This window comes from Microbacterium sp. SWDP-B6 (assembly GCF_059803615.1).
In genome coordinates, this window is the sequence record NZ_JAPFGV010000013.1 from 53,970 (window position 1) to 77,164 (window position 23,195).

The following is a 23,195-nucleotide window of genomic DNA, read 5'->3' on the forward strand; positions in this document are numbered from 1 at the left end:
GCCGCGAGGACGGATGGATGCCGAAACGCGCGGTCTCCGCATGCATTCGTCTTCTGAGCCAGCGCCCGTATGGTGATCCGCGCCCCGCGACCGCCGACCTCGGCGGACGGCGGACCCGGCGGACAGACCTCCGACCGCCGACCGACGACCGACGACCTGCGATCAGCGGAGGCGCGCGAGTCCCTGCTCGAGATCGGCGATGAGGTCGTCGACGCCCTCGATGCCCACCGACAGGCGCACCACGTTCTCGGGCACGGCGAGCGCGGTTCCTCTCACCGAGGCGTGGGTCATGTCCGGCGGATAGCCGATCAGCGACTCGACGCCGCCGAGGGACTCGGCGAGCTGGAAGAGCTCGGTCGACTCGGCGAACGCCTTGGCGGCATCCGCACCCGCCGACAGTCCGAGCGACAGCATCCCGCCGAAGCCGCTCATCTGCCCTGCGGCGATGTCGTGCCCCGGGTGCGAGGCGAGCCCCGGGTAGTACACGGTCGCGAACTCGGGGCGCGCCGTGGCCCACTCCGCGATGGCCTGTGCGTTCTCGGAGTGCTGGCGCACCCGCACCGCGAGCGTCTTGATGCCGCGGGTCGTGAGCCAGGCGTCGAGCGGGGCAGAGACCGCGCCCACGGCGAACTGCTGGAACTTGACCTGCTCGAAGAAGCGGTCGTCTCCGAACACCACCGCTCCGCCGAGGACGTCGGAGTGTCCGCCGAGATACTTCGTCGTGGAGTGCACGACGAGGTCGGCGCCGAGCGAGAGCGGCTGCTGCAGTGCCGGAGAGGCGAAGGTGTTGTCGACGACCGCGATGGCACCGGCGGCGTGCGCGATCTCGGCGACGAGCGCGATGTCGACGATCTTCAGCAGCGGGTTGCTGGGTGTCTCGACCCAGACGATCTTCGTCTCGGGGCGGATCGCCGCGCGCACCGCGTCGACGTCGGACAGTTCGACCGTCGAGAACTCGATCCCCCACGGTGCGAGTACGCGGGCGAACAGGCGGTAGGTGCCGCCGTAGACGTCGTTGCCGAGCACGACATGGTCGCCGGGCTTCAGGATGCCGCGCAGCAGCGCGTCCTCTGCTGCGAGCCCCGAGGCGAACGACAGGGCGTTCGCGCCGCCCTCGAGCGCCGCGAGCTGCGTCTCGAGCGAGGAGCGCGTCGGGTTGCCTGCGCGGTTGTACTCGTAGCCGTCGCGGAACCCGCCGATGCCGTCCTGCACATGGGTGGACGCCTGATAGATGGGCGGGATGATCGACCCCGTGGTCGGGTCGGGTGCCTGACCGGCGTGGATGGCTCGGGTGGCGAAGGCATGCTCTGACATGCTCCTCAGCCTACGTCCGCCCCGGGGAGGGCGGCTGGCCCTGTTACGCCGGGCGTCAGCGCGAGAGGTACGACAGCAGATCCTGCCGGGTGAGCACGGTGTGCGGCTTGCCGTCGAGCGTGACGAGCAGCGCGTCGGCGTCGGCCAGAGCGGCCCTCGCCTGCGCGAGAGGGGCATGGATGCCGAGAAGCGGCAGCCGCTCCCCCACGTGCGCTCCCACGGCATCCGCCGGTTTGGCGTCGCCGCGGAACAGCAGGTCGAGCAGACCCTTCTCGTCGACCGTGCCGATGACCTCGCCCATCATCACGGGCGGCTCCGCGCTCAGCACCACCAGCTGCGAGACGTCGTATTCGGTCATCATGCCGATGGCCTCGAGCACGGTGTCGGTCGGGTGCGCGTGCACCAGATCGGGGATCCCCTCCCCCAGCCGGGCGGTGCGGGCGGCCAGCACGTCGGCCACCGTCTCGCCCTCCTCGACCTCGCTGAAGCCGTAGGAGCGCATCCAGCCGTCGTTGAAGATCTTGCTGAGGTAGCCGCGTCCGCCGTCCGGCAGCAGCACCACCATCACAGCATCCGCCGGCAGGTCGCGAGCGACCCGCAGCGCGCCGACCACGGCCATGCCGCTGGAGCCGCCGACGAGGATTCCCTCTTCACGCGCGAGTCGCCGGGTCATCGCGAACGACTCCGCGTCGTCGACCGCGACGATCTCATGCGGAACCCTCGGATCGTAGGCGCCGGGCCAGATGTCCTCGCCGACCCCCTCGACCAGATACGGGCGTCCCGTGCCACCGCTGTAGACGCTGCCCACCGGGTCGACTCCCACGATGCGCACGCGATCTTCCGACACCTCACGCAGATAGCGACCGGTGCCCGTGATCGTGCCCCCGGTGCCGACGCCGGCGACGAAGTGCGTGATCAGTCCGTCGGTGTCGCGCCAGATCTCGGGACCGGTGGTCTCGTAGTGGCTGCGGGGTCCGTTCGGATTCTCGTACTGGTTCGGCTTGAACGCCCCGGGGATCTCGCGGGCGAGCCGATCGCTGACGCTGTAGTACGACTCCGGGCTCTCTGCCGCGACCGAGGTCGGCGTCACGACCACCTCGGCACCGTATGCCCGCAGCACGTCGATCTTGTCCTCCCCGACCTTGTCGGGCAGCACGAAGACGCACTTGTATCCGCGCTGCTGGGCGACCAGTGCGAGGCCGACGCCGGTGTTCCCGCTCGTGGGCTCCACGATGGTGCCGCCCGGCTTCAGGTCGCCCGAGGCCTCGGCGGCATCGATGATCCTCGAGGCGATGCGATCCTTCGCGGAACCGCCGGGGTTGAGGTACTCCAGCTTCACCAGCACGGTGCACGCGACGCCCTCGGTGACGTGCTGGAGCTTCACGAGGGGCGTGTCGCCGACGAGGTCGACGATGGAGTCTGCGTACTTCATGTTCACAGCGTACGTGCGACGATGCCGCGACCGGGGCTGTGTTGCGCCCGATCGCGGCATCGTGTGCTCGACCTGTCGTACGGAGCCGATCAGCCCTTCGTGGAACCCGCCAGGAGTCCTCGCACGAAGTACCGCTGGAGCGAGAAGAACACGATCAGCGGGACGATGATCGACACGAACGCACCTGCAGTCAGGAGGTACCAGCCCTCACCGCGGCCGGTGATCTCGGCGAGCACCTTGGTGATCGGCGAGGCGGCGCCGTCGGCGAACACCAGGGCGACGAGCAGGTCGTTCCATACCCACAGGAACTGGAAGATCGCCACCGACGCGATCGCCGGCATCGTCAGCGGCAGCACGATCCTGAAGAAGATCTGGCCGCGGGATGCACCGTCGACGCGCGCGGCTTCGATGATCTCGCCGGGGATCTCCGACATGAAGTTGTGCAGCAGGTAGATCGCCAGCGGCAGCGCGAACATGGTGTGGGCGATCCACACCTGCGCATAGCCGCCGGAGGCGTCGAGTCCCTGCGTCACCTGCACGCCGAACAGGTTGATCCCCCGCGAGAACGATGACAGCAGCGGCACCAGCGCCATCTGGATCGGCACGATCTGCAGTGCGAACACGAAGATGAACAGCGCGTTGCGTCCCTTGAAGTCGATCCACGAGAACGCGTACGCCGCCATCGCCGCGATCATCAGCGGGATGAGCGTGGCCGGGATCGTGATCACGATCGAGTTGAAGAAGGACTCCAGGATCGTCAGCTGCGTGGTGCCCGACTGCAGCACCGCCACGTAGTTGTCGATGGTGAACTGTGGATTGGTGAAGAACGTCCACCACCCGGTGGTCTCGATCGCATCCCTCTCGCGGAACGACGAGATGAACAGTCCGAGCGTCGGGATGGTCCACACCACGGCGATGACGATCGATGCGACCGTCGCCCACGGGCGGCTGAGCCGCTTGCGTGCACGGCCTGCCGACGCTTCGAAGCGTCCGGCGGTCGTGATCGCCCTGGTGCTCTGGTCGGTGTCTGAGTTCACGGTGTCGGTCATCGGATCTCCCGCTGCTTCTTGATCTGGCGCGCGTTGTAGATGACGATCGGGAGCACCAGGATGAACAGGATGACGGAGAGCGCAGCGCTGCGACCCGCCTCGAACTTGGAGAACTGCGTGTACATCTCGTTCGCGAGCACGGATGTGCCGTAGTTGCCACCGGTCATGGTTCGCACGATGTCGAACACCTTCAGCGAGGCGATCGAGATCGTGGTCAGCACGACGATCAGCGCCGGTCGGATCGACGGGATCGTCACCGAGCGGAATCGCTCCCAGGCGTTCGCGCCGTCAAGCTCGGCCGCTTCGAGAAGCTCGGTGGGCACGCCCTTGATGGATGCCGAGAGGACGACCATCGCGAACCCGGTCTGCACCCAGATCAGCACGACGATCAGCGCCAGGTTGTTCCACGGACCGTTCAGCAGGAACTGCTGCGGCTCTCCGCCGAACCAGACCAGGATCTGGTTGAGCAGACCGATCTGCTCGAACTCCGGACCGCGATAGGCATACACGAAACGCCAGATGATGCTCGCGCCGACGAACGAGATCGCCATCGGCATGAAGACCAGCAGCTTGTAGATCTTCTCGCCGCGGGTCTTGTCGATGAAGACCGCGTAGGCCAGACCGACCATCGTCGAGAGCGTCGGAACCAGCAGCACCCAGACGATCGTGTTCACCACCGAGGTGACGCCGTCGGACTGCGTGAAGATCCAGAGGTAGTTCGAGAAGCCGACGAAGTCGCTGCCGGTCGAGTTCCAGAATGACGCGTAGACGGTCTGGATCGACGGAAGGATTAGTCCTGCCACCAGCAGCAGCATCGCCGGCGCCATGAAGGCGACGAGCTGGATCAGGTATCCCGCTCCGTCGCGGGATCGGTAGTCGAGGAAGAAGAACAGCGCTCCCACGGCGACTGCCACTCCCATCGCCCAGTAGTACGAGTTGAAGAACCACATCACCGCGAACGGGATGAGGAGGCACATCGCGAGGCGAATGCCGGTGTAGAGCGCGCCCTTTCGCGGCGCGATGTCGACGAGCAGCAAGATGACGACGACGACCACCGCGAAGGCGAGGACGACGGCGAGAGCTTGGACGATCGGGGGCAGAGACCCGATCCATTGGAAGAACACAGTCGCGTTCATGGATTCCCCTTCATGAGACGGAGCTGATCAGCGGACGGCGCGCCCATGCGTGGTCCGAGTGCGAGAGAGGGTGGGCCGCCCATCGGGGCGGCCCACCTCATCCGATCAGCTGGAGGGCCAACCGGTCTCGATCTGGGTCAGCACCTCGTCAGTCGAGGTCCCGTTGATCCAGGCGACCATGCCCTTCCAGAAGGTTCCGGAGCCGACGGCTCCGGGCATCTGGTCGGATCCGTCGAAGCGGAACGTCACCGAGTCGTCCTGCAGCAGCTTGATCGACTCCTGCAGGATCGGGTTCTCGACGGCTTCGATGTCGACGCCCTTGTTCGCAGAGGTCACGCCGCCGAGTGCGAGACGGCTGTCCGCCCACTCGGGGCTCGAGAGGTACTCCAGCACCTTCTGCGTCGCCTCGTCGTCGCTGAACGCGCCGACGATCTCGCCACCACCGGTGATGAACGTCTCGTCCTCGCTCTGGCTCGGAAGCAGGAAGGCCCAGACGTCGCCCTCCTCGGAGATGTCCGTGCCCTCGGGGAAGAAGCCCGAGAGGAAGGACGCCTGGTGGGTCAGCGCGCACTCGCCGCTGGCGACTGCCGGGGCGACATCACCGAATGCGGTCGAGTTGATCGAGCGCACGTCACCGAAGCCGCCGTTGACGTAGGCCGGGTTGAGCAGGAGTTCACCCGTCGCGTCGAACGCCTCCTTGATCTGCGGGTCGGTGAACGGGATCTCGTTCTTGACCCACTGGTCGTAGACATCTGCTCCGGCGTTGCGGAGCACGAGGTCCTCGATCCAGTCTGTTCCGGGCCAACCCGTCGCGACGCCCGACTCGAAGCCGGCGCACCACGGAGCCTTGCCACTCGTCTCCTGGATCTTCTGAGTGAGCGTGAGCAGCTCTTCCCAACTCGTCGGCTCCTCGACACCCCATTCGGCGAACTTCTTGGGCGAGTACCAGACCCAGCCCTTGACGCTCGCCATGAGCGGTGCGCCGTAGAACTCGTCCTCGTAGGTGCCGAAGTCGACCCACCCCTGCGTCCAGTACTCCTTCGCGTTCGCCTCGACCGCTTCGGGTGCTGGCTTCAGGAAGTCGCGGGCGGCGTAGTCCGCGAAGAGTCCGGGCTGCGGGAAGATCGCGATGTCGGGCGGGTTGCCGCCCTGTGCGCGCGTTCCGAGCTGAGTCTCGAAGTCCTGGCTGCCCTCGTACTTGATCTCGATGTCGTTCTCTTCTTCGAAGTCCGCCCAGGACTCCGCGAGGAGTTCCGCTTCTCCCTCGACGATCGTGCCGTAGATCGTGACGGAGTTATCGCCGCCACCACCGCCTTCTCCCCCGCCGTCCGTGCCGCCGGGAGCACCACAGCCGGCGAGCGCGATGCCCGCGACTCCCAGCAGTGCGATTGGCGCGTAACGCCGGGAACGCTGTGACAGACCCATGTGAATTCTCCTCTTCGAGTTTCACGGCTCCCACGTCATTCTGCGCCGCCCCTCGGCGCAGAATCGGGAACCGATTCCAGGACAACCTACCGGGGTCTCACGCCGCGACACAATAAGCCAGGATCACAAGCTCGCAACCTTTCGCGATGTCCGATGCTCGGACGTGGGAGCGCTCCCGAGCGATTCGTATGGAACCGGTTCCTTTCCCGCCGCTGAACGGTTACGCTTTCATCGGCGTGGAGGCGCGGACTCGCGTCGAAAGGCATGGTCGAGGAGGACCGATGAGCACGATCGCGGACGTCGCGGCGCGCGCAGGCGTGTCGAAGGCGACGGCGAGCCGAGCGCTCAGCGGACGCGGATACGTCTCCGACGGCACCCGTCAGAGGGTCGCCGATGCCGCCGATGAACTCGCCTACGTCGCCCACTCCTCCGCGACCAGCCTCGCCACGGGGCGGACGCAGACCGTCGGCGTCATCATGCCTCCTGTCGACCGCTGGTACTTCTCCGAACTGCTGGCCGGGATCCAGGAGTCGCTGTTCGCTCTCGACTACGAGCTCGCCCTCTACGGCATCCGCGAAGGCAGCGAGACCCGCGAGCGCCTCTTCGACACGGTGCTGCCCGGCCGGCGGTTCGACGGGATCATCGCCGTAGGCATCCAACCCAGCGCGCAGGAGCTCGAGCGGCTGCATCGCTCAGAGCGGCCGCTCGTCAGTGTCGGCCCCTACAGCGAAGGGTCGAGCGCGGTGTCCATCGATGACGTCGCCGCCGCTCGCATCGCCACCGAGCACCTCATCGAACTCGGCCACACCGACATCGCATTCGTCGGTGGTTCCACGGATCCGGACGACCTCAGCTTCGGCGACGCCCAGCGTGTCGAGGGATACCTCGAGGCACTCGCTGCAGCGGGCCTCGAAGCGATCGCCAGGATCGCGGATGCGCGCCCGACGATGCCCGGCGGCTACGCCGCCGCTGTCGAGCTGCTCGGTGATCGCCGAGGGCGACCCACCGCGATCGTCGGCGTGTGCGATGAGGCGGCGATCGGAGCGATGATCGCGGCCCGGCGCCTGGGGATCGCCGTCCCCACGGAACTCAGCATCGTCGGGGTCGATGACCACGAGCACGCCGAGATGTTCGCGCTCACCACCATCAAGCAGTCGCCACGGGAGCAGGGGCACGAGGCGGTGCGGCTGCTGCGGCAGCAGATAGACCAGCCGGACTCGCCACGAGAGCGCACTGTGACGGCATCCGCCCTGGTCGTTCGCAGTTCCACCGCGGGTCGACGCTGACCCGCGACCTCGCTCGCGAGGCCTCTCACCGGCCCCGGACGCACGAAAGCCCCGGGCGGACCCGGGGCTTTCGTGAAGCGTTCAGACGCATCCAGGGCGAGGCGCACGCGCCGCGACCTGGAACGGATTACTTGAGGGTAACCGTGGCGCCTGCCTCTTCGAGAGCAGCCTTTGCCTTCTCGGCGGCTTCCTTGTTCGCGCCCTCGAGCACGGCCTTGGGAGCACCGTCGACGACAGCCTTGGCCTCGCCGAGGCCGAGCGAGGTGAGCTCGCGGACGGTCTTGATGACCTGGATCTTCTTGTCGCCGGCAGCCTCGAGGATGACGTCGAAGGAGTCCTTCTCCTCGACCTCTTCAGCAGCGCCGCCGCCTGCGCCTGCAACGGCGACGGGGGCAGCAGCGGTGACCTCGAACTTCTCCTCGAACGCCTTGACGAAGTCGTTGAGCTCGACGAGGGTCAGGCCTGCGAACTGCTCGAGCAGCTCCTCAGTGGTGAGCTTAGCCATGATGTATCTCCTAGATAGATGGGTTTGTTGAACGAGATCGCAGGTCGCTCACGCGGCCTCAGCGGTCTCCAGCTTTTCGCGAAGAGCATCGATGGTGGCGGCAGCCTTGCCCATCGTGGCCTTCATCATGCCCGCAGCCTTCGCCAGCAGAACCTCACGGCTCTCGAGCGCGGCGTACTTGTTGACCTCGTCGGCGGTGAGGGCGTTGCCCTCGAAGATGCCCGACTTGATCACGAGAAGCGGGTTGGCCTTGGCGAAGTCACGAAGAGCCTTGGCAGTGGCGACGAAGTCACCGTGCACGAACGCGACGGCCGACGGACCCTTGAGGTCGTCGTCCAGCGCGGTGATGCCAGCCTTGTTGGCGGCGATCTTGGTCAGCGTGTTCTTCACCACGGCGTACTCAGCGTCCTGACGGATGCTGTTGCGCAGCTCCTTGAGCTGGGCAACCGTCAGACCGCGGTACTCGGTCAGCAGAACGGCAGTCGAGTTCTCGAATGACTTCGTGAGCTCGGCAACCGATGCGTCCTTCTGCGCCATGGTCACTCCTTGGTGTGTACGAGGCGCCCCACGGAGGTGAGGCGCCGGTTCCGACCGCTGGCAACAGAAAAGCTCCGGCGCAAGCGCACGGAGCTTTGAGAAGTTCGTGTCCTGCGCGGGCCCCTGCTGAGCAGAGCTTCGATCCTCATGCGCTTGCGCACACGACGATGACCAGCGGTCTTCGGTTACGACAACTGTACCCCACGGCATCCCCGGCCCCAAATCGGTCGGGATCACCGACGGTGCGCGGCGCGACCTCCGTGGCCCGCGAGCGCGTCGGCGGCGCGGATGAGACTCAGGTGCGAGAGCGCCTGCGGGGTGTTGCCGGCCTGCCGCGCGTTCGCGACGTCGTACTCCTCCGACAGCAGTCCGAGGTCGTTCGTCATCCCCATCAACCGCTCCATCAGATCGCGCGCCTCGTCGACACGGCCACTCGTCGCATACTGCTCGACCAGCCAGAAGCTGCACGCGATGAAGGGATGCTCATCGCCGTCGAGCCCGTCCACACCCGACTCCGTGCGGTAGCGGCGGAGGAATCCGTCGGTGAGCAGGGTGCGCTCGATCTGCTCCACCGTGCGCAGCATCCGCGGATCGTCAGGGTCGCAGAACCCCACCTGAGGCAGCACGAGCAGCGACGCATCCACCTCGATCGAGCCGTAGTGCTGAACGAAGTACCCGTGGTCCGCGTCGACTCCGTGCTCGTCGATCTCGCGCCGCAGCCCGTCACGGACCCCCGCCCACCGATCGGCGTCGCCCGGGAGGCCATGCTCGTTCACGGCCCGGACGCCGCGGTCGAGCGCAGCCCACATCATGACCCTCGAATGCGTGAACCACTGCGGCTCGCCCCGGATCTCCCAGATGCCGTTGTCGGGACGCTGGATCGAGGCGATCACCTGCTCGATGAGCGCCCGCTGGAGGGGCCACGAGAAGTCCCCTTCCTCGAGGCCGGCGATCCGGGCCGCCTCCAGGGCGACGAGCACCTCGCCGATCACATCGCCCTGGTACTGGTCGACCGCCCCGTTGCCGATCCGCACCGGGGCCGCGCCTCCGTAGCCGGGCAGACTCGTGAGCTCTCGTTCGATGAGGTCGCGCTCTCCCGCGATCCCGTACATGATCTGCACCTCGTTCGGCTCACCGGCCACGGCTCGGAGCAGCCATCGCCGCCAATGGTGCGCCTCGGTGAGGAACCCGTGAGCGATGAGGGCTTCGAGCGTCAGGGCGGCGTCCCGCAACCAGACGAAGCGGTAGTCCCAGTTGCGCGAGCCGCCGAAGTCTTCGGGAAGCGATGTCGTGGCCGCAGCCACGATGCCACCGGTGTCCTTGTTCGTGAGTGCCCTCAGCACCAGCAGAGACCGCACGACCTCGCCGCGGTACGCGCCGTCGTGCTGGATCCCGCTCGCCCACCCCTGCCACCAGGATCGCGTGGCGGCGATCGCGTCGTCGGCGTCGAGTGCCGCCGGTGCGTGCTCGTGCGAGGGGAACCAGCTGAGCGTCAGGTCACGGACCTCCTCCGCGGCGACCGTGAACGTCGCACGGTGCCGGTGATCCTCCGCGACGAGCCGCACGCCGCGCACGGTCACGGCTTCGGGTCCGGCCGTCGCGCGCAGCGCCGGCTCCTCATTCGTGCCCACCTGCCGCACCCACGGGAGCCTGCGGGAGTAGTCGAAGTGCAGGCGCAGCTCGGTGACGAATTCGACGTGGCCCGCGATGCCGACGACCCTGCGAACGACATCGGTGCGCGAGGACTGCAGCGGCATGAACTCCTGCACCTCTGCGATGCCGTCGGCCGTCTCCCATCGGGTGACCAGGATGAACGTGTCCGACACGTAGTGGCGCTGCGAGGTCGCGGCGGCATCGAGCGGCCGCAGGCTCCAGCATCCGTTGCTCGCCTCTCCGAGCAGGGCTCCGAACAACGACGGCGCGTCGAAGCGAGGAAGGCAGAGCCAGTCGATACTGCCCTCCTTCGAGACGAGCGCGCCGGTGCGGCAGTCGCTGAGCAGGGCGTAGTCCTCGATGGGAGCGGGCATCGACCGATTCTGGCACGACCGTCCGTCGAGAGGACGGGATACGGTGAGACCATGACCGATGCGACGACGCTGGTGATCCTCGGGGCCGGTGGCGACCTCACCGCCCGGCTCCTCCTCCCCGCGCTGGGACAGCTGCTGACACGGGAGCCCTCCCGCGCGGTGCGCATCGTCGGCGCCGACCGCGAGGAGTGGACCGACGCGGATCTCGAGTCCGTCGTCCGCGCGTCGTTCGCGTCGATGGATGCCGAGGACGCCGCGTCCCGCGTGGACGTGACGTACACGCGGACCGACATCACACATCCGGACGACCTCCGCGCACTGTTGAAGGACTGCACCGGGCAGGTCGCGCTCTACTTCGCCGTGCCGCCCGCCGTGGCCGCGGCATCTGTCGCGACTCTCACCCCCGACATGCTGCCTGCGGGCGCGATGCTCGTCATGGAGAAGCCCTTCGGCACGGACGAGGCGAGCGCCGAAGAGCTGAACCGGACGTTGACAGACCTCGTGCCCGAGAGCCAGGTGTTTCGGGTCGACCACTTCCTCGGCCGCTCGACCACGCTCAACCTCCTCGGGGCGCGGTTCGCGAACCGCATCCTCGAGCCGCTCTGGTCTGCCGAGAGCATCGAGTCGGTCGACATCGTCTACGACGAGTCGCTGGCGCTGGAGGGACGCGCGGGCTACTACGACAAAGCGGGCGCACTGGTCGACATGATCCAGAGCCACCTGCTGCAGGTGCTCGCCGTGCTCGCGATGGAGGAGCCGGCGACTCTCGATGAGATCGACTTCCGGGCCGCGACCTCTGCGGTGCTGCGTGCGACCGCGGTGTGGGGCGACGACCCCGCGGGGTCGTCGCGTCGAGCCCGATACACCGCAGGAGAGATCGACGGCGCGGCGAAGCCGTCGTACGTCGACGAGCCGGGGGTCGACCCCGACCGCCAGACCGAGACGCTCGCCGAGGCGACGTTCGAGGTGCGGAACGCCCGATGGGCGGGGATCCCGTTCCGGCTCCGCTCCGGCAAAGCCCTCGGCACGCCTGCAAGGGAGATCGTCGTGCGCTTCCGTCCGGTCCGCCACCTGCCACGGGGACTCACGGGCACGTCGGACGGCGCGGTGCTGCGGTTCTCGCTGGGACCGGACCGGATGTCCCTCGAGCTGAACCTCAATGCGTCCGAGGACCCGTTCGAGCTGGAGCGGGCCACGTTGTCGGCCGAGCTCGGAGAGGGTGCGCTCAAGGCGTATGCCGAGGTCCTGTCCGGCGTCTTGGACGGCGACCCGATGCTGGCAGTGCGCGGCGACGCCGCCGAACAGTCCTGGCGCATCGTGGCCCCGATCCTCGAGGCGTGGCGGCAGGGCGATGTGCCGCTCGACGACTACGTCGCCGGATCCTCCGGCCCCGAGGGGTGGCCTGAGCTCGGCTGACCCCTTTCCGACGCGGAGAGCGCCCGGGGGATGCCACGGAGCGGCGTGTGCGGGAGGGAGAGTCGGCGACCGGGGTTACCCTCGATAGGTGACCCCCGAACTCCAAGCTCGCATCGTCGCGGACTCCCGCGACCGCGTGGCCTGGATGAGGGCACGCTCGCGCGGGATCACCGCCACGGACGTCGCCGGACTCACGAGCGAGAGGTCGATCGCGCGCGCGGCCGACTCGAAGCTCGGCGGTGGCCCCCGCTTCGGAGGCAACGCCTATACCGATCACGGGAGACGCCGCGAGCCCGAGATCGCCGCCTGGGTGGCGGCGACCCACGGCATCCTGCCGTCGTCCGCACTGTTCCGCGCCGAGGTCGAGCATCGACACCTGGCGACCCCCGACGGCATCGCCGTCGACGCGGACGGCCGCGTCAAGCTCGCCGAGATCAAGACCACGAACAAGGCGTTCCGCGGCATCCCCCGCACCTACCTCCGCCAGATCTGGTGGCAGCAGCACGTGCTCGGCGCCGAGCGCACTCTGTTCGTCTGGGAGGAGCACGTCGACTTCGCTCCGATCCACGATGAGCCCCGCTGCGTCTGGATCGATCGCGACGACCGCGAGATCGCGAAGCTCGTCGGCCTCGCCACCGACCTCATCGACGAGCTGTACCGACGAACCACCGGCATGCAGGTGCCGACCCGGATAGCGGATGCTGCGGCAGCGGCCGCCGCCAGTCGCCGCGAGCACCTTCGCGAGCGCGACGCCTTCCGCGCGCTCGCTCTCGCCGACTAGACGCCGTTGGCGGGAGTGCAGGTCGGCGCGCCCGCGATCAGCGGAGCGTTGTAGGTGGCTGTGGTGACTCCGGGAGAGGTCCACCCCGAATACGTCGTCCGCATCTCGAGGATGACGTCCGCGCCCAGCAACGACCCGAGCAGCCCCGAGAGCAATCCTGTCGTGATGTCCGCCGTGTACCTGCCCTGGGCATCCGGCCCCGTGACCACGGGGGCGATCACCGTCGTGCCGACGCGCCACTGCACGTTCGCCGATGTCATGGTCGAGTACGGTGCCGCAGCGTTCGGCCACTGGAAGACGATCTTCATGAACGAACCGCCCAGCACGGGCGGCCGGATGCACGAGGAGAAGCCGGTGATCTGAGGTGGAGCGAGACGCAGCGCGGTGATGGTCGTCCGGGCGTGGTCGCTGTCGGTGAAAGCCGCCTCGGTCATCTGAGCCGACGGTGCCATGCCGATGCCCAGCAGAAGAGCTGCCCCCGCGACGCCGGCGAGGACGCGCCGCCCACGTCGGCCGGTCATGACCCGTCCTCGCTCTCGACGAGGACACGGCGGCGGCCCGCCACGAACAGCAACGTTCCGACGGCGCCCACGGCGATGGCCGCGCCGATCGTCCAGGGCGCGAGCGGTGAGAGGCCGGTCGTCGCGAGTCCCCCGTCCGGGCCGATCACGGCCGACTCCCCGGCGCCGCGCGCATGCACCCGCACCTGCGTGCTTCCGGCGTCGTCGCCGGCTAGAGAGATGACGAGCCTCAGGTGCGCGACCTCCGTGTCCGGCATCTCGAGGAGGTCCACCTCCGCGCCGTCTCGGGGAATCGGCCAGCCGGTTGTCAGCTCTTCCACGCCGCCGGCGCAGCCGGTCTCGTCCCACACCAGCTCGCACCGGTAGGCATCCACGATGAGCGACGCATCTCCCGACGCACTCAAGCCCACCGCCACGACTCCCGGGTCGGGCGCCTCCGCACTCACCGTCACGTCCCAGTGCACTGGCTGTCCTGGCAACAGGCTCGAAGCAGCGTCCCAGTCGGCGACCGAGACCAACCGCAGAACATCTCCCTGCACCACCTGCGTGGACGGCGACGCCCACGCAGGGCCCGCGAGAAGCGCTCCGAGAACGACCGCCGAGGCGCTCGTCGCGCATGCGGCCCGCCGGTTCATCGGCCGGCCCCCGCCGTGTGGGTCCGCACGCGACGATCCTTCGACGAGCGCGGCCAGAACGCCCAGACGACCAGGGCCGTCGCGCCGAGGGTGAGGCCGCCGAGCACGTAGGGGTTGCCCATCGCGACGATCACGGTGGCGATTCCCGGAACGGAGAACAGCACGACTCGCACCGTCTGCACGGTGTACGGGTACGGATCGTCGGCTGCGTTCGCGTCTCCTCGCATCGTGATCACACGCTCATCCTCGTTCGCCCCCGGAGTGATCGACGTGATCCGGTGAGTGACAGGCAGGTCGCCCGCCCTATCGACGGTGACGACGTCGCCGACCTGCACCTGCGAGGCGGCGACGCTCTGGACGACCGCGACGGAGCCTGCCGGAATCGTCGGCGCCATGGATCCGGTGCGGAACATGATGAGGGTGATGTTCGCTGTGAGGGCCACGACGACCAGCACCATGCAGGCGACGCCGGCGATCGCCGAGAGCCAGAGAAGGGCGTCGGCGAGCACGCGCCCGAGACCTCGACGGGTCGAACGCCTCGGAACGGATGCCGACGCTGCGGGCGCGGAGGGCGACGCGTCGACGGTCGCCGTCTGCTCACGCAGGCTCCGCCTCGTGGGTGCGCTCATCGTTCCTCCTCAGACGTCATCCGTAGCTCTGCCCGCGCATCAGCTGGAGGTGCCGACGACCTGCCATGTCTGGATCGCCGTCAGTCCCTGAGCTCCGTTGTCGGTCGCAGCGGGCAACGTCACCGCGAAGCAGTAGTTCACCGTCGTCCCGCCGTTCGCCGAGACCGCCTGGGTTCCGGTGCCGCCGACCGACATCAGCGAGTTGTCGGGAACGACCGCGGTGCCGGCCGTATAGGTCGTGCCGTTGCACGTCGTCCCGGCGATCGCCCGCACGCCGTAACGCAGGTAGGTGCCGAGACCGGTTCCCGCCGTCGAGGTCACGCTCAGCTGCAGCGTGCCCGCGACGGATGGGTTCGCGGTGCGCACGCTGAACAGCGAGTACACGGTGTTTCCCGGAGCCATGGCCGAGAACGGTGCGCTGAACGACAGCGCTGCCGGAGTGCCGACGGGGTGGCTCGAGAACGTCGTGCCGTCGGTCGCACCCACGATGTCGAACCGCCCCGCGGTGAATGTCGCGTTGCCGTGCTCGGAATCGTTCCAGGCGGCGAGGGTCATGGTCGCGCCGACGCCGAACACCAGGCCGCCCGCGAGAACGGCTCGAATCCGACGGGACAGCAGCCGCTTCGCCTCCCGCACGCCTCTGCGGGTGACAGCCATGATCAGTCCGCAGTCGAGGTGGCCGTGAACTCCCATGTCGCGGTCGCGGTCGCACCCTGCGTGAGACCGGCACCGGCTGTCACCGCGAAGCACAGCTGAACGGGCGTTCCCGCGGTCCCTGCCGGGGTGCCCTCGGTCAGCGGAACCGAGGTGGCTCCGGTCTGAGCGCTGAGTGTCGTTCCCGATGCGACGACCGTCCCTGCGGCGGTGGCATCACACGCATCACCCGCGTCGATCGCTGTGACCGTGTACGACAGGTTCGCCTCGTTTCCGCCCGTTCCCGCGGTGATCCCCGACGGGACGAGCGTGGCGCTGTTCGTGGTGGTGCTGTCGAGCCGCACCCAGAACGGCGCGTAGACGACGTCGCCCGGCGACATCGACGATGCGACAGCCGGCAGCTCGAAGACGAGCGCTGCGGCCGTCTGCCCCAGGTCGACGTTGTGGTTGGCATATCCGGTCGTGGCACTCGTCGTCGAGCCCTCGAGGTTGAACGAGCCTGCGGTGAACGTGCCGGTCGCGAACTCCGAATCGTTCCAGGCCGCGAGCGTCACCCCGATCCCTACGCCGAGCACCAGCCCACCGGCCAGAACTGCCAGAACTTTGCGTTGCGTATCCTTCTCAGCCATGGCATTCCCCCTCAGGAATTCATGAACCGCAGATGCCTGGGGATGGCCGCCCTTCTGCGGCCCGCATCCGAGTGTTCATATCGTTCCCGTCAGCTTTGTCCAAGGAATGTCTTATTTCAAGGGGTCTGTGATCACGATCAGGCGTCCACATCGGTATTTCATGACTGAATGTCTGTGACGATCGAGAACCGATCGGCTGGTTGTCGTGCCCGAACTCACCTCGACGGGTCCTGCCGTCAGCGCGACAGCACCCGCCGCGCCTCGTCCGCGACCTCGGCGGCGATGGTGTCGAGCAGCCGAGACCGCAGATTCCACTGCTGCCAGTAGAGGCTGACGCGCAGCGGTGGTCCCCCGAGCCGCACCAGCTCTTGATCGCCCTGCAGCAGTGGCACCATTCCCCAGCCGAGCCCCAGCCGGACGGCGAGCGCGTAATCATGCGACGCCGGCACGTAGTGCCTGGGGACCCCGTGCTGCGCGACGCCCATGGCGCTCAGCCACTCATGCTGCAGCGTGTCGCGTCGATCGAAGTCGACGAAGGGCGCGGCGGCGAGAGCCTCGGCCGTGACGCCGTCGCCGAACCAGCGCCGGGCGAACGCGGGCGCGGCCATCGCGTGGTACTCCAGCACGCCGAGCGACGAGACGGAGCATCCGGCCACGGGTTCCGCCTCACTGGTGACCGCCCCCATGACGGTGCCCGACTCGAGCAGACGGGCCGTGAAGTTCTGGTCGTCGCGATGCAGGTCGAAATCGAGCTCGTGCGTCGCAGAGAGTCTCGCCAGCGGGCTGAGGAACCACGTCGCCATCGAGTCCGCATTGACGGCGAGAGGGATGCGGGTGCGCGGCGCGTTCACGTCGTCGAGGCCGAGCGCGGTGAGGGCGTCGTGTTCGAGCAGGGCGATCTGCCGCGCCAGTCGAACGACCGACTCACCGGCCTCTGTGAGGCGCGCCGGCTTGGCGCGCACCACGAGCACGCGTCCGAGCTGCTCTTCGAGGCTCTTCAGCCGCTGGCTCACCGCAGAGGGGGTCACCCCCAGTGCTCGGGATGCCGCGTCGAAGGTTCCTTCGTCAGCGACCGCGGCAAGGGTGGCGGCGAGTTCGGGGTCGATCTTCACATTAGTGATGCTAATGGTAGACAAGGAATACGAACTGGTGTTGATGTCGACTCGGACCTAGCGTGGGATCATGCTCCCCGTGTTCTCCGGCCTCGGCCTCGGCCTGTCCCTGATCGTCGCCATCGGCGCTCAGAACGTCTTCGTCCTTCGTCAGGGCATTCGCCGTGAGCACGTGCTGCCCGTCGTCATCATCTGCGCCGTCTCGGACGCCCTGCTGATCGCCGCGGGCGTCGCCGGACTCGGATTCGTCATCTCAGCGGCTCCCTGGCTCATCGTCGTCGCTCGCTGGGCGGGTGCCCTGTTCCTGCTGGTCTACGGGATCCTCGCGGCTCGTCGAGCATGGCGGGGCGGCGAGCAGCTGCGGGTCGACCCGGCAGACGGTGAAAGAGCGACTGGCCGATCGAGCGGCCCTGCCACGGCGACCGCGACTCGCACTGCGCTCGCTCCGGTGGTCGCGACGGCGCTGGCGCTGACCTGGCTGAATCCCCATGTCTATCTCGACACCGTGCTGATGCTCGGATCGATCGCGGCCACCCACGGCGAGGATCGCTGGCTGTTCGCGGCCGGAGCGATCATGGCCAGCATCCTGTGGTTCACCGCGCTGGGGTTCGGCGCCCGCTACCTCGGTCGCTGGCTCCGCACCGAACGCTCATGGCGCATCCTCGACGCCCTCATCGCGATCGTCATGATCACGTTGGCTGTCAGCCTGGTGCTGCCGGTGCTCGGCGCCTGAGACGCCTCGAGGCCATCCACCCCGGCGTCTCGGCACGGCCTGCGGTCACTCGCCGTCGAGGGGCCTCATGATGCGGGTGAGGAATCTCTTCGTGCGCTCGTGCTGCGGGGCGCCGAAGATGTCGCCCGGGGCGCCCTCTTCGACGACGACGCCCGCGTCCATGAACAGGACATGGTCAGCCGCCTCGCGCGCGAAGCTCAGCTCGTGTGTGACGACCACCATGCTCCAGCCCTCATCGGCGAGCTCTTTGATCACCAGCAGCACCTCCCCCACGAGTTCGGGATCGAGCGCGCTGGTCGGCTCGTCGAAGAGCAGGAGGTCGGGGCGCAGCGCGAGAGCGCGAACGATGCCGACACGCTGCTGCTGCCCACCGGAGAGCTCGTGCGGGCGGGCGTCCGCCTTGTCGGCGAGCCCGACCCTGGCGAGGAGCACCTGTGCTTCTGCGACGACCTCGGCCTTGGGGCGGCCCTGCACGCGCCACGGCCCCTCGATCACGTTCTCGAGCACCGAGAGGTGCGGGAAGAGGTTGTGGTGCTGGAAGACCATCGCCGAACGATCACGCAGCGCGAGTCGCTTCTGTGCCCGCGTGCGCTTCGACACCGGCGCCTCAGGGGCGAAGTCGATATCGGGCCCGCCTGCGACGACGATCGTGCCTGCATCGGGCGTCTCGAGGCCGTTGAGTGCGCGCAGGACGGTCGTCTTGCCCGACCCGCTCGGTCCGATCAGCACGACGACCTCGCCGCGGTGCAGCGTCAGATCGATGCCGCGGAGCACCTCGTTGTCGCCGAAGCGTTTGTGCAGGCCGCGCACCGTGAGAAGAGCGTCTGCGGTGGACGTGTGGGGCGTGCGTGCAGCATCAGCGAGCGACATTGCGATCCAGTCTCCTCTCGAGTGCGCTCTGACCGAACGACAGCACGAGGCACAGCACCCAGTAGACCAGGGCGGCCGCGAGATACAGCACCATGAACTCCAGAGTCGCCGATGCGATCTGCTGCGCGACCTTGAAGAGCTCGGTCACAAGGATCAGCGAGGCGAGCGAGGTGTCCTTGACGAGCGAGATGAACGTGTTCGACAGGGGCGGCACCGAGACCCGTGCGGCCTGCGGAAGGATGACGCGGGTGAGCGTGCGCGTGCGATTCATGCCGACCGTGTACGCCGCCTCCCACTGCCCCTTCGGGACGGACAGGATGGCGGCGCGCACGACCTCTGCCCCGTAGCCGCCGACGTTGAGCGACAGCGCGATGATCGCACTGGGCCACGGGTCGATCTTGAGTCCGATCGACCCGAGCCCGTAGAAGATCACGAACAACTGGACGATCATCGGCGTGCCTCGGATCACCGAGATGTAGAACCTGGCGATCCCCGACAGCAGCGGATTGACCGAGATCCTCATCAGGGCGACGCCGATCGCGAGCACGAGCCCCAGCGCGAACGACACGAGCGCGAGCGGCACCGTCACCGTCACTCCCGCCAGGGCTATCGGCCCGAGTGAATCGAAGAACAGCTGCCAGGGATTCTCCATCGGCTACTGCGTCACGTCTTCGCCGAAGTACTTGTCGCTGATCTCGGCCAGGGTGCCGTCTGCCCGCAGCTCTTCGAGCGCGCCGTCGACGGCCTCGACGAGGTCGGTCTTGTCCTTGGTGAACACGAACGCCTGCTCGCCCGCCTCCTCGGTCTCGGCGGCGATCTTCAGACCGGACGGGCTGTTGGTGGTCTCGTAGTCGAGGAAGGTCAGCTTGTCGTTGATGGTGGCGTCGACACGGCCCTGGCGGAGCAGCTCGACGGCCTGCGCCCAGCCCTCGACGCCCTCGACCGTGGCACCGGACTCGGTGGCCAGCTCATACCAGTTGCTGGTGAGGGACTGCGCGGTGGTCTTGCCTTCGAGGTCGTCGAACGAGGAGATCGAGTCGTCGTCCTCGGCGACCACGATGACGCCGGGCGAGACGGTGTACGGAGTGCTGAACAGGTACTTCTCCTGCCGCTCCTCGTTGATGCTGACCTGGTTCGCGATGAGGTCGAAGCGCCCGGCGTCGAGGCCCGCGAAGATCGCGTCCCACTGGGTCTCCTGGAACTCGATCTCGAGGTCGAGCTTGTCGGCGACAGCCTGGATGATCTCGACGTCGAAGCCGGTGAGGTCGCCCGTGCCGCCGTCGCCGTGGAAGCTGAACGGACGGTAGGTCCCTTCGGTGGCGACCGTGAGCACGCCGTCGTTGACGAGACCGAAGTCCGAGCCGGCGTCGCTCGAGCTGCTCTCAGCGGGGGTCGTGCTTCCGCTGCAGGCGGTGAGTGCTGCTGCGGTGACGACCAGTGCGGTGACGGCGATGAGGCGACGGGACATGTGACCCTCCTGGGGTGCGATGAGGCGCGATTGCTGTGGCGCGGAACTCATTCACAGTACGCGGCATCCGACCCGCACCCCAACATCCGATGACGCTCGATGTCGTTCTGGATGCAGAAAGGCCCCCGCAGAATGCGGGGGCCTTTCCGGAATCACACTCAGATGGCGTTGACGTCCAGCGGGATGCCGGGGCCGAACGTGGTCGACACCGCACCCTTCTGGATGTAACGACCCTTCGAGCTCGACGGCTTGAGGCGGACGATCTCCTCGAGCGCTGCGCCGATGTTCTCGTCGAGCTGCTCAGCCGAGAACGACGACTTGCCCACGACGAAGTGCACGTTGGCGTGCTTGTCGACGCGGAACTCGATCTTTCCGCCCTTGATCTCCTCGACGGCCTTGGCCGTGTTGGGGGTCACCGTGCCGGTCTTCGGGTTCGGCATGAGTCCACGCGGCCCCAGGACCTTTCCGAGACGACCGACCTGGCCCATGAGCTCCGGGGTCGAGACGGCCGCGTCGAACGCGGTCCAGCCTGCGGCGACCTTCTCGATGAGCTCGGCGCCGCCGACCTCATCTGCACCTGCGGCGATCGCTGCCTCGGCCGCGGGGCCGGTGGCGAAGACGATGACGCGGGCGGTCTTGCCGGTGCCGTGGGGCAGGATGACGGTGCCGCGCACCATCTGGTCTGCCTTGCGGGGGTCGACTGCGAGCTTGAGCGCGACCTCGACGGTCGAGTCGAACTTCGACGAGCCGGTCTCCTTCGCGAGTGCGACTGCCTCGCTCGGAGTGTAGAAACGGTCTGCCTCGATCTTCTCGGCGGCAGCCTTGTAAGCCTTGGACTTCGTAGCCATGATTATTCTCCTCAGCCCTCGACCGTGATGCCCATGGAACGGGCGGTGCCGGCGATGATCTTCGAGGCAGCCTCGATGTCGTTAGCGTTCAGGTCGGCCTGCTTGGTCTCGGCGATCTGACGGACCTGGTCCTTGGTGATCTTCGCAACCTTGACCGTGTGAGGCGTCGACGAGCCCTTGGCCACACCGGCGGCCTTCTTGATGAGCTCCGCGGCCGGCGGGGTCTTCAGGATGAACGTGAAGCTGCGGTCCTCGTAGACGGTGATCTCGACGGGGATGACGTTGCCGCGCTGCGACTCGGTCGCGGCGTTGTACGCCTTGCAGAACTCCATGATGTTGACGCCATGCTGACCGAGCGCGGGGCCGATCGGCGGCGCCGGGTTGGCTGCACCGGCGTTGATCTGAAGCTTGATCAGGCCGGTCACCTTCTTCTTCGGTGCCATATCCTCTTCCTTTCATCGAACGGATGCGGGTGCATCCGCTCTCCCGCGAACCCGGCATCTCCGGGCTGCGGTCGTCCGCGCGCACGCCGAAGCGGCACGCAAACCACACAAGTCTACCTGATCCGGAGGCATGCCTCCTACGCAGGAACGGCCGCCCCGGAATGGGACGGCCGTTCTCTGAGGCGTATGTCAGATCATCTTCGTGACCTGGTCGAACGACAGCTCGACCGGGGTCTCGCGCTCGAAGAGCGACACGAGCACGGTGAGCTTGCCGCTCTCGGGCTTGATCTCGCTGATCGAACCGGGAAGACCCGCGAACGAGCCCTCCTTGATCGTGATGGTCTCGCCGACCTCGAAGTCGACCTCGGCGGGAAGCGGACGAGCGACCGCGAGACCGCCCTTCGACGCGATGTTCTTGGCCGTCGGGACGTCCTTGACCTCGACGAGCGACTTCAGCATGTTGAAGGCCTCTTCGAAGCGCAGCGGGGTCGGGTTGTGGGCGTTGCCCACGAAGCCGGTGACGCCGGGAGTGTGGCGCACGACCGACCAGGTGTCTTCCGTGAGCTCCATGCGCACGAGCACGTAGCCCGGGATGCGCACGCGGGTGACCATCTTGCGCTGGCCGTTCTTGATCTCGACCACGTCTTCCATCGGGACCTCGATCTGGTAGATCTCGTCCTCGACCTCGAGCGTCGACTTGCGCTGCTCGATGTTGGCCTTGACCTTGCGCTCGAATCCGGCGTACGAGTGGATGACGTACCACTTGCCCGGAAGCATCCGGAGGTCCATGCGGAAGGCCTCGTACGGGTCTTCCTCGGCGTCGTCCTCATCGGACTCGGCGTCGTCGGCCCCGGCCACGATGTCATCGTCGCCGTTGACGTCGGGTCCGTCGTACGGGGTGACCTCATCGGCCTCAGCAGCCTCGAGCTCGGCGGTCTCTTCCGCCACAGAGTCGTTGAGGACCTCGGCGGCAGCCTCAGACTCAGCCGCTTCGTCCAGGTTGAGAGCGTCGTTCACGATAGCGTCCGCCTCCGGGTCGTTGATGTCGATGTCGGTGTCGTCGTCCTGCACGTCGACGTCGTCGTCTCCGTCGACGTCCTCGATGTGGAGGGCGACATGTTCGGCCGAGGTGACCGACTGCTCCTCCGCAGCGAGCACGTTGCCCTCCTGGGCCTCGTCCTCTTCGCTGGACTGCTCGGCAGCCGTCGCCCAGTCGGCGTCGTCGGAATATCGTTCAGACACGTTGTTTCTTTCCAATCACTGCGGCCAGGGCCGCGAGGGCGTCAGGCGCCCGGGACTCCGAAGACGATGTGCGTCACCCAGGCGAACAGGGTGTCCAGTCCGTAGACGATGCCCATGACGATGAGAACGAAGACGAGCACCACTGCGGTGAACTTGACCAGCTCTTTGCGGGTCGGCGTGACGACCTTGCGCAGCTCTGCGATGACCTGACGGAAGAACAGGGCGATCCCTGCGAAGAAGCCCGCGATGCCACGCTTCTTCTCGCGGGTGGCGCCGGCCGCGACGACCTCGCCGCGCGGTTCGTCCTGATCCATCCTGAATGTACCTTTCGTGTGTCAGCGTGTGCTGACGCGCAGGGCGGACAGGAATCGAACCTGCAACCTGCGGTTTTGGAGACCGCTGCTCTGCCAATTGAGCTACCGCCCTAGAGACCGGGAGGTCTCGGGGTGTCGTCTCCATCCTGCCACCGCTGTCGGACCGGAAGGACCGGGCACGGCGAAAGA

Annotated in this window: 25 protein-coding genes and 1 tRNA gene; 4 read left to right on the plus strand and 22 right to left on the minus strand. The window is 67.4% G+C overall.

Going from position 1 to position 23,195, the window contains the following annotated elements; translation table 11 throughout:
• Positions 1 to 162 precede the first annotated feature (162 nt).
• The 5 genes from OPU70_RS14745 to OPU70_RS14765 all read right to left on the minus strand — a co-directional run bounded on the left by OPU70_RS14745 (position 163) and on the right by OPU70_RS14765 (position 6,356).
• Positions 163 to 1,314: a cystathionine gamma-synthase gene (locus OPU70_RS14745; RefSeq protein WP_079113350.1), complete on the minus strand. Its 1,152-nt coding sequence runs from the start codon at positions 1,312 to 1,314 to the stop codon at positions 163 to 165.
• Positions 1,315 to 1,369: 55 nt separating this feature from the next.
• Positions 1,370 to 2,746, minus strand: a complete 1,377-nt coding sequence (locus OPU70_RS14750; protein ID WP_079113351.1) for a cystathionine beta-synthase — start codon at positions 2,744 to 2,746, stop codon at positions 1,370 to 1,372.
• A gap of 89 nt (positions 2,747 to 2,835) precedes the next feature.
• The gene (locus OPU70_RS14755) at positions 2,836 to 3,795 is read right to left on the minus strand and encodes a carbohydrate ABC transporter permease (protein WP_042539587.1); all 960 of its coding nucleotides are present in this window, start codon (positions 3,793 to 3,795) and stop codon (positions 2,836 to 2,838) included.
• The gene (locus tag OPU70_RS14760) at positions 3,792 to 4,931 is read right to left on the minus strand and encodes a carbohydrate ABC transporter permease (protein ID WP_042539585.1); all 1,140 of its coding nucleotides are present in this window, start codon (positions 4,929 to 4,931) and stop codon (positions 3,792 to 3,794) included. Before OPU70_RS14760 ends, OPU70_RS14755 begins: the two co-directional genes overlap by 4 nt.
• 105 nt (positions 4,932 to 5,036) lie before the next feature.
• Positions 5,037 to 6,356, minus strand: a complete 1,320-nt coding sequence (locus OPU70_RS14765; protein WP_042539583.1) for an ABC transporter substrate-binding protein — start codon at positions 6,354 to 6,356, stop codon at positions 5,037 to 5,039.
• Between the two features lie 281 nt (positions 6,357 to 6,637).
• Between OPU70_RS14765 and OPU70_RS14770 the strand changes: the two genes are divergently transcribed.
• A complete protein-coding gene (locus OPU70_RS14770; RefSeq protein WP_079113353.1) occupies positions 6,638 to 7,642 on the plus strand; it encodes a LacI family DNA-binding transcriptional regulator in 1,005 nt (334 codons plus the stop codon).
• 127 nt (positions 7,643 to 7,769) lie between these two features.
• Here OPU70_RS14770 and rplL read toward each other — a convergent pair whose 3' ends face one another.
• From rplL to OPU70_RS14785, 3 genes are all read right to left on the minus strand, one after another.
• The gene (gene rplL / locus OPU70_RS14775) at positions 7,770 to 8,147 is read right to left on the minus strand and encodes a 50S ribosomal protein L7/L12 (RefSeq protein ID WP_042539579.1); all 378 of its coding nucleotides are present in this window, start codon (positions 8,145 to 8,147) and stop codon (positions 7,770 to 7,772) included.
• Between the two features lie 48 nt (positions 8,148 to 8,195).
• Positions 8,196 to 8,684: a 50S ribosomal protein L10 gene (gene rplJ / locus OPU70_RS14780; RefSeq protein ID WP_042539577.1), complete on the minus strand. Its 489-nt coding sequence runs from the start codon at positions 8,682 to 8,684 to the stop codon at positions 8,196 to 8,198.
• Between the two features lie 233 nt (positions 8,685 to 8,917).
• A complete protein-coding gene (locus OPU70_RS14785) occupies positions 8,918 to 10,711 on the minus strand; it encodes a glycoside hydrolase family 15 protein (protein ID WP_498558119.1) in 1,794 nt (597 codons plus the stop codon).
• Positions 10,712 to 10,762: 51 nt separating this feature from the next.
• Here OPU70_RS14785 and OPU70_RS14790 point away from each other — a divergent pair, with 51 nt between their 5' ends.
• Positions 10,763 to 12,127 (plus strand): glucose-6-phosphate dehydrogenase, encoded by a 1,365-nt coding sequence (locus tag OPU70_RS14790; RefSeq protein ID WP_367823608.1) that lies wholly within the window; start codon positions 10,763 to 10,765, stop codon positions 12,125 to 12,127.
• Between the two features lie 88 nt (positions 12,128 to 12,215).
• Entirely contained in the window at positions 12,216 to 12,908 is a 693-nt protein-coding gene (locus tag OPU70_RS14795) for a YqaJ viral recombinase family protein (RefSeq protein ID WP_042539571.1), read from the plus strand.
• Here the strand turns inward: OPU70_RS14795 and OPU70_RS14800 are convergent.
• From OPU70_RS14800 to OPU70_RS14825, 6 genes are all read right to left on the minus strand, one after another.
• The gene (locus OPU70_RS14800) at positions 12,905 to 13,429 is read right to left on the minus strand and encodes a hypothetical protein (protein WP_498558120.1); all 525 of its coding nucleotides are present in this window, start codon (positions 13,427 to 13,429) and stop codon (positions 12,905 to 12,907) included. The genes OPU70_RS14795 and OPU70_RS14800 overlap by 4 nt on opposite strands.
• Positions 13,426 to 14,064 (minus strand): hypothetical protein, encoded by a 639-nt coding sequence (locus tag OPU70_RS14805; protein ID WP_498558121.1) that lies wholly within the window; start codon positions 14,062 to 14,064, stop codon positions 13,426 to 13,428. Before OPU70_RS14805 ends, OPU70_RS14800 begins: the two co-directional genes overlap by 4 nt.
• Positions 14,061 to 14,693 carry a signal peptidase I gene (locus OPU70_RS14810; protein WP_498558122.1) on the minus strand — a complete coding sequence of 211 codons (633 nt, stop codon included), beginning with the start codon at positions 14,691 to 14,693 and terminating at the stop codon, positions 14,061 to 14,063. Before OPU70_RS14810 ends, OPU70_RS14805 begins: the two co-directional genes overlap by 4 nt.
• A 39-nt stretch (positions 14,694 to 14,732) precedes the next feature.
• Positions 14,733 to 15,350 carry a SipW-dependent-type signal peptide-containing protein gene (locus OPU70_RS14815; RefSeq protein WP_079113358.1) on the minus strand — a complete coding sequence of 206 codons (618 nt, stop codon included), beginning with the start codon at positions 15,348 to 15,350 and terminating at the stop codon, positions 14,733 to 14,735.
• Positions 15,351 to 15,352: 2 nt separating this feature from the next.
• Positions 15,353 to 15,976 (minus strand): SipW-dependent-type signal peptide-containing protein, encoded by a 624-nt coding sequence (locus OPU70_RS14820; protein WP_079113359.1) that lies wholly within the window; start codon positions 15,974 to 15,976, stop codon positions 15,353 to 15,355.
• 236 nt (positions 15,977 to 16,212) lie between these two features.
• Positions 16,213 to 17,088 (minus strand): LysR family transcriptional regulator ArgP, encoded by an 876-nt coding sequence (locus tag OPU70_RS14825; RefSeq protein WP_475434596.1) that lies wholly within the window; start codon positions 17,086 to 17,088, stop codon positions 16,213 to 16,215.
• Between the two features lie 70 nt (positions 17,089 to 17,158).
• Between OPU70_RS14825 and OPU70_RS14830 the strand changes: the two genes are divergently transcribed.
• Complete coding sequence (locus tag OPU70_RS14830) at positions 17,159 to 17,821, plus strand: LysE/ArgO family amino acid transporter (RefSeq protein ID WP_079113361.1); 663 nt, start codon at positions 17,159 to 17,161, stop codon at positions 17,819 to 17,821.
• 45 nt (positions 17,822 to 17,866) lie between these two features.
• Here OPU70_RS14830 and OPU70_RS14835 read toward each other — a convergent pair whose 3' ends face one another.
• From OPU70_RS14835 to OPU70_RS14870, 8 genes are all read right to left on the minus strand, one after another.
• Positions 17,867 to 18,691: an amino acid ABC transporter ATP-binding protein gene (locus OPU70_RS14835; protein ID WP_475434594.1), complete on the minus strand. Its 825-nt coding sequence runs from the start codon at positions 18,689 to 18,691 to the stop codon at positions 17,867 to 17,869.
• Positions 18,678 to 19,343: an amino acid ABC transporter permease gene (locus tag OPU70_RS14840; protein WP_042539555.1), complete on the minus strand. Its 666-nt coding sequence runs from the start codon at positions 19,341 to 19,343 to the stop codon at positions 18,678 to 18,680. Before OPU70_RS14840 ends, OPU70_RS14835 begins: the two co-directional genes overlap by 14 nt.
• A gap of 3 nt (positions 19,344 to 19,346) precedes the next feature.
• Positions 19,347 to 20,159 (minus strand): transporter substrate-binding domain-containing protein, encoded by an 813-nt coding sequence (locus tag OPU70_RS14845; protein WP_498558123.1) that lies wholly within the window; start codon positions 20,157 to 20,159, stop codon positions 19,347 to 19,349.
• Positions 20,160 to 20,317: 158 nt separating this feature from the next.
• Positions 20,318 to 21,007: a 50S ribosomal protein L1 gene (rplA, locus tag OPU70_RS14850; protein ID WP_042539551.1), complete on the minus strand. Its 690-nt coding sequence runs from the start codon at positions 21,005 to 21,007 to the stop codon at positions 20,318 to 20,320.
• 11 nt (positions 21,008 to 21,018) lie between these two features.
• Positions 21,019 to 21,450, minus strand: coding sequence for a 50S ribosomal protein L11 (gene rplK / locus OPU70_RS14855; RefSeq protein ID WP_042539549.1), 432 nt, complete (start codon positions 21,448 to 21,450; stop codon positions 21,019 to 21,021).
• Positions 21,451 to 21,639: 189 nt separating this feature from the next.
• Entirely contained in the window at positions 21,640 to 22,692 is a 1,053-nt protein-coding gene (gene nusG, locus OPU70_RS14860) for a transcription termination/antitermination protein NusG (protein WP_498558124.1), read from the minus strand.
• 41 nt (positions 22,693 to 22,733) lie between these two features.
• A complete protein-coding gene (secE, locus tag OPU70_RS14865) occupies positions 22,734 to 23,006 on the minus strand; it encodes a preprotein translocase subunit SecE (RefSeq protein ID WP_042539545.1) in 273 nt (90 codons plus the stop codon).
• 39 nt (positions 23,007 to 23,045) lie between these two features.
• A tRNA-Trp gene (locus OPU70_RS14870) sits at positions 23,046 to 23,118 on the minus strand.
• Positions 23,119 to 23,195 lie beyond the last annotated feature (77 nt).

Excerpts from the sequence above, each read along its gene's own strand:
- rplL (WP_042539579.1), bottom strand. The coding sequence starts at position 8,147 with ATGGCTAAGCTCACCACTGAGGAGCTGCTCGAGCAGTTCGCAGGCCTG.
- secE (WP_042539545.1), bottom strand. The coding sequence starts at position 23,006 with ATGGATCAGGACGAACCGCGCGGCGAGGTCGTCGCGGCCGGCGCCACC.
- OPU70_RS14750 (WP_079113351.1), bottom strand. The coding sequence starts at position 2,746 with ATGAAGTACGCAGACTCCATCGTCGACCTCGTCGGCGACACGCCCCTC.
- OPU70_RS14790 (WP_367823608.1), top strand. The coding sequence starts at position 10,763 with ATGACCGATGCGACGACGCTGGTGATCCTCGGGGCCGGTGGCGACCTC.
- OPU70_RS14765 (WP_042539583.1), bottom strand. The coding sequence starts at position 6,356 with ATGGGTCTGTCACAGCGTTCCCGGCGTTACGCGCCAATCGCACTGCTG.
- rplA (WP_042539551.1), bottom strand. The coding sequence starts at position 21,007 with ATGGCTACGAAGTCCAAGGCTTACAAGGCTGCCGCCGAGAAGATCGAG.
- OPU70_RS14755 (WP_042539587.1), bottom strand. The coding sequence starts at position 3,795 with ATGACCGACACCGTGAACTCAGACACCGACCAGAGCACCAGGGCGATC.
- OPU70_RS14760 (WP_042539585.1), bottom strand. The coding sequence starts at position 4,931 with ATGAACGCGACTGTGTTCTTCCAATGGATCGGGTCTCTGCCCCCGATC.
- OPU70_RS14835 (WP_475434594.1), bottom strand. The coding sequence starts at position 18,691 with ATGTCGCTCGCTGATGCTGCACGCACGCCCCACACGTCCACCGCAGAC.
- OPU70_RS14800 (WP_498558120.1), bottom strand. The coding sequence starts at position 13,429 with ATGACCGGCCGACGTGGGCGGCGCGTCCTCGCCGGCGTCGCGGGGGCA.
- OPU70_RS14845 (WP_498558123.1), bottom strand. The coding sequence starts at position 20,159 with ATGTCCCGTCGCCTCATCGCCGTCACCGCACTGGTCGTCACCGCAGCA.
- OPU70_RS14810 (WP_498558122.1), bottom strand. The coding sequence starts at position 14,693 with ATGAGCGCACCCACGAGGCGGAGCCTGCGTGAGCAGACGGCGACCGTC.
- OPU70_RS14820 (WP_079113359.1), bottom strand. The coding sequence starts at position 15,976 with ATGGCTGAGAAGGATACGCAACGCAAAGTTCTGGCAGTTCTGGCCGGT.
- rplJ (WP_042539577.1), bottom strand. The coding sequence starts at position 8,684 with ATGGCGCAGAAGGACGCATCGGTTGCCGAGCTCACGAAGTCATTCGAG.
- rplK (WP_042539549.1), bottom strand. The coding sequence starts at position 21,450 with ATGGCACCGAAGAAGAAGGTGACCGGCCTGATCAAGCTTCAGATCAAC.
- OPU70_RS14830 (WP_079113361.1), top strand. The coding sequence starts at position 17,159 with ATGCTCCCCGTGTTCTCCGGCCTCGGCCTCGGCCTGTCCCTGATCGTC.
- OPU70_RS14785 (WP_498558119.1), bottom strand. The coding sequence starts at position 10,711 with ATGCCCGCTCCCATCGAGGACTACGCCCTGCTCAGCGACTGCCGCACC.
- OPU70_RS14770 (WP_079113353.1), top strand. The coding sequence starts at position 6,638 with ATGAGCACGATCGCGGACGTCGCGGCGCGCGCAGGCGTGTCGAAGGCG.
- OPU70_RS14840 (WP_042539555.1), bottom strand. The coding sequence starts at position 19,343 with ATGGAGAATCCCTGGCAGCTGTTCTTCGATTCACTCGGGCCGATAGCC.
- OPU70_RS14805 (WP_498558121.1), bottom strand. The coding sequence starts at position 14,064 with ATGAACCGGCGGGCCGCATGCGCGACGAGCGCCTCGGCGGTCGTTCTC.
- OPU70_RS14815 (WP_079113358.1), bottom strand. The coding sequence starts at position 15,350 with ATGGCTGTCACCCGCAGAGGCGTGCGGGAGGCGAAGCGGCTGCTGTCC.
- OPU70_RS14745 (WP_079113350.1), bottom strand. The coding sequence starts at position 1,314 with ATGTCAGAGCATGCCTTCGCCACCCGAGCCATCCACGCCGGTCAGGCA.